Consider the following 5,018-nt stretch of genomic DNA (forward strand, 5'->3'; position numbering starts at 1 on the left):
GCCGGTGCCGGCGGGGTGGATGCGCTCGCGCAGGTGCGCGGCGGAAGTGGCAAGGGCCTGGAGGTCGGCGTCCTTCTGGACGGCTTCGGACTGGTGGGTCACTTCGAGCAGCCCGTTCGCCAGGTCCTGGCGCCCGCGCGCCCGCAGCCCCTCCGCGACGGCGTCAGCGGTGGAGTGCGACGGCAGGCCCGCGACCGGCGCCAGCTGCTGCGTGAGACCGCGCGAGATGAGCCCCGCGGCGAAGGCATGGTGGTGGCCTTCCCGGTACAGGCGGCTCATGGCGAAGAGGGCGTCCGTGGCGCCCACGCGCATGGATTCCGAAGGAGGCTGGGGACGGCCGAAGCGCTTCAGCGCGCCCGCCCACAGCACGATGCCCAGGAGCAGCTGCGCGACGGCGAAGTGCAGGCCGTAGCGGCGCGCGAAGTCCACGATCGAGCGCTCGTTGGTGAAGCCGTGGTGGAACTCGTCGAAGGCGAAGGGGCCGGGGCCCAGGGCGCCCAGCGCGCTCAGCCAGAACTGCGCGTTGTCCGCCCTCGCGAGCGCCGGGTTCATCGCGAGCTCGGGGGCGCCCACCACCAGCACGCGGCCCGCGCCCGCGGGGATCACCGCCGCCACCGGGAAGCCCAGGCGTTCATCCTCCAGCACGGTGACCGCGCCCTCCGGAAGCTGGAGGTAGGCCTGGACCTTCGCCTCCACGCGCTCCACGCCCAGCGTGTACGGCGTGGGCAGTGGGGGCACCAGCGTGCGCATGGGCAGCGTCACGTCCGCCTTGTCCAGCTTCACGCCCAATGCATCCAAGAGCGCGTTCTCACGCGAACCCCAGGGCACGTACACGAGCGAGGCGCCGGCGCGGACATGGGCCAGGACGCGTTCGACCTCTTCGTCCTCCAGCTGCTGCGCGCGCAGGGCGTTGAAGCCCTGGTGCGGTGCTTCCTCGCTGTCGGTGCCCGCGTCCGGATCCGAGGCGAGCCGGGTCTGATCCGGATCCTCCTCGTGCGAGTCCTGGACCTCCACGGCGAGCAGCACCAGCGCCTCATGCCCGGAGAGCAGGCGCAGGTCCGCCATGTTGCGCGTCACCGGCAGGCCGCTCTCCTGCGCGAGCAGGTACAGGGCGCGCGCGCCGTCCGGTTCCGCGCGGAAGGTGGACAGCGGATCCGCGAAGCCGCCGCGCTGGGCGCCACGCACCAGGAACGCCCCGAGCACGCCCGCGAGCAGCAGGCCTCCCAGCACGAGCAACGGAAACCGGTCACGCACCGGCGGCCTCCTGCACGGGCGGCGCGGCGAGCAGTGGCGCGGTGAGGGCGCGGAACTCCGTGTAGCCGGCGGCGCCCACGGGCAGGTTGCCGTACCACGCGAAGTCGAAGCGGCGCGTCAGCTCGCGGAACGGGGCCTTCACCTCGGGGCGGCCCCGGAACGCGCGCAGGTAGTCCCAGTTGGAGAGCGTCTCGTCGTAGTGGATGGCGCCGTCGCGGTGCAGGCGCGACAGGAGCGCGAGGTACAGGTTGCGCACCGCCTCGCGGTATTCGCCCTTCGCGGCCAGCGCGTCCGCCAGGTGTGCCCAGCCTTCGGGCGGACGGGACAGCGCGTGGTCCGGTTTGTCCGCGAGCGCCGCGGCGTCCAGGGTGCGCACCTCCAGCGCCGGGCCCGAGTTCTCGCGCTTGCGACGCAGGACGCTCACGACCACCACGCCCAGCACCGCCAGCGTCAGCGCGACCAGTGCCACGACGAGGACGTTGGCCGCCGCACCCCCACTCAGGGGCAGGGCCGTGTCGCGCGACCGGGGCTGGGGGTCGTTGCGTTTGAAGAGCTCCTTCAGCCACTCGCCCAGCTTGTCGATGAAGCGGCGCCACCAGCTCGACTCCGGAGGCGGGACTTCCTCTTCCTTGGGGTCGGCCGCGGCCTTCGCCGGGCGCTCCTGGAACTCCGGCCGCGCGAGGATGGACCGCGCCCGGTCCGTCGCCGCCCGTGCGTCCGCGCGCGCCTGGGCCTCGGCCGTGGCCGACACCTGCGCGAGCCCTTCCTCCAGCGTCACCGCCGCGCTCTCGCAGTCCTCGTCGTCGTAGGCCTGCTGCTCCAGGCGGCGCACGAAGCGCTCGAGCTTGGCGGTCTCACGTGCGTCCAGCGCATCGAAGCCCTGGAGCGCTGGGCCTTCCACCTGCTCGGGCAGCTCGCACGTCGTCGCGACCTTCACCAGCCGGGCGCGCACGGCCTTGCGGTCCACGGGCGCGGCGGCTTCCGGCGCGGCTTCCACCGGCGAAGGGGCCGCGAGGAGCAGGCCCGTGGCGACGAGCAACGCGGCGGCCACGCCCTTCGACGCGAGCGCCCCGCGCTTCGTGCTCCGCTCCGGCAGTTGCTGCACGGCGGCCAGCAGGTCCAGCCCCTCCTGGCGCACGCGGCCGTCCACCAGCAGCAGCGTGGCGGTCGCCGCGCGCAGGGGCTCGAAGAGGGCGAACGTCGTCGCCGCGAGGAACACGAGCCACGGCGGGTTGTCCAGCGACGCGAACCGCTCCGCGAACGTCAGGTCGATGCCCACCAGCTGCCGCCCGAGGTACAGCAGGAAGTTGAGCCCCACGTGCAGGTTGAGGAACACCAGCACCTGCACGCCCATCAGCCAGCGCACCGCGGTGGCCGTGCCCCGTGACGGGCCCAGCAGCCGCGAGCCCACGGAGTACAGCTTCAGGGGACTGCCCCGGCCCTGCATCGTCGCCGCGTAGCCCACGCCCTGCGCGGAGAGCAGCAGCGTCGCGATGCCCATCGAGAACGCCACCGTCAGCACGTTGAAGAACGCCAGGTACGCCACGGCGATGAACAGGCTGGGCAGCCGCGCCAGCGCCGCGCGCAGGGACTGGCCCACGGACGGCTCCGCCTTCGCGCCCAGCAGCACCTCCTGCACGTAGTGGCACGCCGCGCCCTGGCCCACGCCCCGGAGGAACCACGCGAGCGTCACGAACAGCGCGGGCAGGGTGGGGGAGCGCCCGTGATCCACGGCGTCCAACAGGTGCAGCAGCGCGGCCACCACCGCGGCGCCACCGGGCAGCGTGAGGGCCCACACGCCCGCGTCGCGCGCGCACAGCCGCAGCGCCGCGTCCATCAAGGCCACCGGACCCCGGGGCCGCAGCTCGAGCGCGGAGACGGCCATCGCGCTAGCCCACCGCGTGCGCTGCCAGCAGCACGCCGCCCCACACGAGCACGACGCCCACCAGCGCCAGCACCACGTGCATCACGCTCCACTCACGCCGGGGCGGCGGCCCCTCCAGCGCCTTGCGGCGCGTGTCGAGGCAGCTGGCGCAGCGGTTGATGCCCTCGAACTGCGTGGTGCACTCGCGGCAGATGACGCGCCGGCACTCCACGCAGACGCCCAGGCCCGCGCGGTCCGGGTGGTAGTGGCAGCGGCCCGAGCCCTGAATCATGCGCTCACCTTACGCAATCCAGGGCTCGCCACACCACCCCCGCGCGGGCAGGCGGGGCTACATCTCGTCGAAGAACTCGTCGTTGTAGGTGTACCGGCCCAGCCGCTTGACGAGCGCCTCCATGGCCTCCACCGGCTTCACGGAGAAGAGCATCTGCCGCAGCTTCTTCACCTTCTCGTACTCGCGCAGGGTGAAGAGCTTCTCCTCCTTGCGCGTGCCGGACTGGGCGATGTTGATGGCCGGGAAGACGCGCTTCTCCGCGAGCAGGCGGTCCAGGGTGACTTCGGAGTTACCCGTGCCCTTGAACTCCTCGAAGATGACCTCGTCCATGCGGCTGCCGGTGTCGATGAGCGCCGTGCCGATGATGGTGAGCGAGCCCGCCTCTTCCGTGGCGCGCGCGGCGCCGAAGATGCGCTTGGGGCGCTCCAGGGCGCGGCTGTCCACGCCGCCCGTCATGGTGCGGCCGGAGCTGTCGACCTCCTTGTTGTAGGCGCGCGCCAGGCGGGTGATGGAGTCCAGGAGGATGACCACGTCCTTGCCGGATTCCACCAGCCGGCGCGCGCGCTCCAGCGCGAGCTCCGCCACCTTGAGGTGGTCGCCCGTGGGCCGGTCGGAGCTGGAGGCGATGACCTCCGCCTTGATGCTCCGGCGCATGTCCGTCACTTCTTCGGGGCGCTCGTCGATGAGCACCACCATGACGTGGCACTCCGGGTGGTTCTGGATGACCGCCTGCGCGATGCGCTGGAGCATGATCGTCTTGCCCGTCTTGGGCGGGGCGACGATGAGCGCGCGCTGACCCTTGCCGATGGGCGCGATGAGGTCCAACACGCGCGTGACCATCTCCTTGTGGCCGCACTCCAGCTTCAGCCGCTCGGTGGGGTCCACGGAGGTGAGGTCCGCGAAGTGGGGCAGCCGGGGCGCGCCGTCCAGCGGGCGCCCGTCCACCGTGTCCACCTTCTGGATGACGCCCTTGTGGCCGCGCATCTGCGCGAACGCGGTGAGGTACTGGCCCTGCCGCAGGCGCAGCTTCTGCACCAGGTTCTTTGGCAGCTCCGGGTCGTCCGGCGACGCCAGCAGGTTGCGCTTCACCTGACGCAGGAACGCGTTGGGGCCCTTGGCCTCCGTGTCCAGCACGCCCTCCACGGGCGCCAGGTTCTGCTGCTGCTGCTGTCCGCCCTGGGCGTGTCCGCCGCCGCGCTGCTGCTGGCGCGGGTGCTCATGGCGCTGCTGCTGCGGTGGCGGCTGCCCGCCGTCCTGCTGGGGGCGGGCCTCCTGGCCCTGCGGCTGGCCTCCGGCCTGGGGCGGCTGCTGTTGCTGCTGCGCCTGGCGCTGGCGGTACTGCTCCAGCTCCTGCGGCGTCAGGAAGACCTGCACCTGCTGCCCGTCCGGGCCCGGCTGCATGCGGTAGGCCTGGCCCTCCGGGGTGAGGTGCACCTGTGCGCCACGACGACGGCGGCGGCGGCGGCGGCGGCGGCCACCCTGACCCGCGGGGCCCCCGGGCGCGCCGTTCTGGGCGCCTCCCGCGGAGGCTTCACCCTCGTCGGGGCCCTCGTCTCCCTCGTCGTCACCGCCGTCGTCGTCCGCCTCGGGAGGCGGAGGGGGACGGGC

Annotated in this window: 4 protein-coding genes; all 4 read right to left on the minus strand. The window is 72.9% G+C overall.

The genetic code is table 11. The annotated features are described in order from the left end of the window. Positions 1-1,254: DUF4350 domain-containing protein (locus D7W81_RS39770; protein ID WP_120560536.1), on the minus strand; the 1,254-nt coding region annotated here is incomplete at its 3' end. Continuing rightward, positions 1,247-3,139 (minus strand): DUF4129 domain-containing protein, encoded by a 1,893-nt coding sequence (locus D7W81_RS39775; protein WP_120560537.1) that lies wholly within the window; start codon positions 3,137-3,139, stop codon positions 1,247-1,249. The genes D7W81_RS39770 and D7W81_RS39775, both read right to left, overlap by 8 nt. Before the next feature lie 4 nt (positions 3,140-3,143). Next, positions 3,144-3,410, minus strand: coding sequence for a hypothetical protein (locus D7W81_RS39780; RefSeq protein ID WP_120560538.1), 267 nt, complete (start codon positions 3,408-3,410; stop codon positions 3,144-3,146). 57 nt (positions 3,411-3,467) lie between these two features. Then, positions 3,468-5,018: transcription termination factor Rho (gene rho / locus D7W81_RS39785; protein WP_120560539.1), on the minus strand; the 1,551-nt coding region annotated here is incomplete at its 5' end.

Origin of the sequence: Corallococcus aberystwythensis, assembly GCF_003612165.1 — a bacterium.
In the GTDB taxonomy this organism is placed as follows: domain Bacteria; phylum Myxococcota; class Myxococcia; order Myxococcales; family Myxococcaceae; genus Corallococcus; species Corallococcus aberystwythensis.

Excerpts from the sequence above, each read along its gene's own strand:
- D7W81_RS39775 (WP_120560537.1), bottom strand. The coding sequence starts at position 3,139 with ATGGCCGTCTCCGCGCTCGAGCTGCGGCCCCGGGGTCCGGTGGCCTTG.
- D7W81_RS39780 (WP_120560538.1), bottom strand. The coding sequence starts at position 3,410 with ATGATTCAGGGCTCGGGCCGCTGCCACTACCACCCGGACCGCGCGGGC.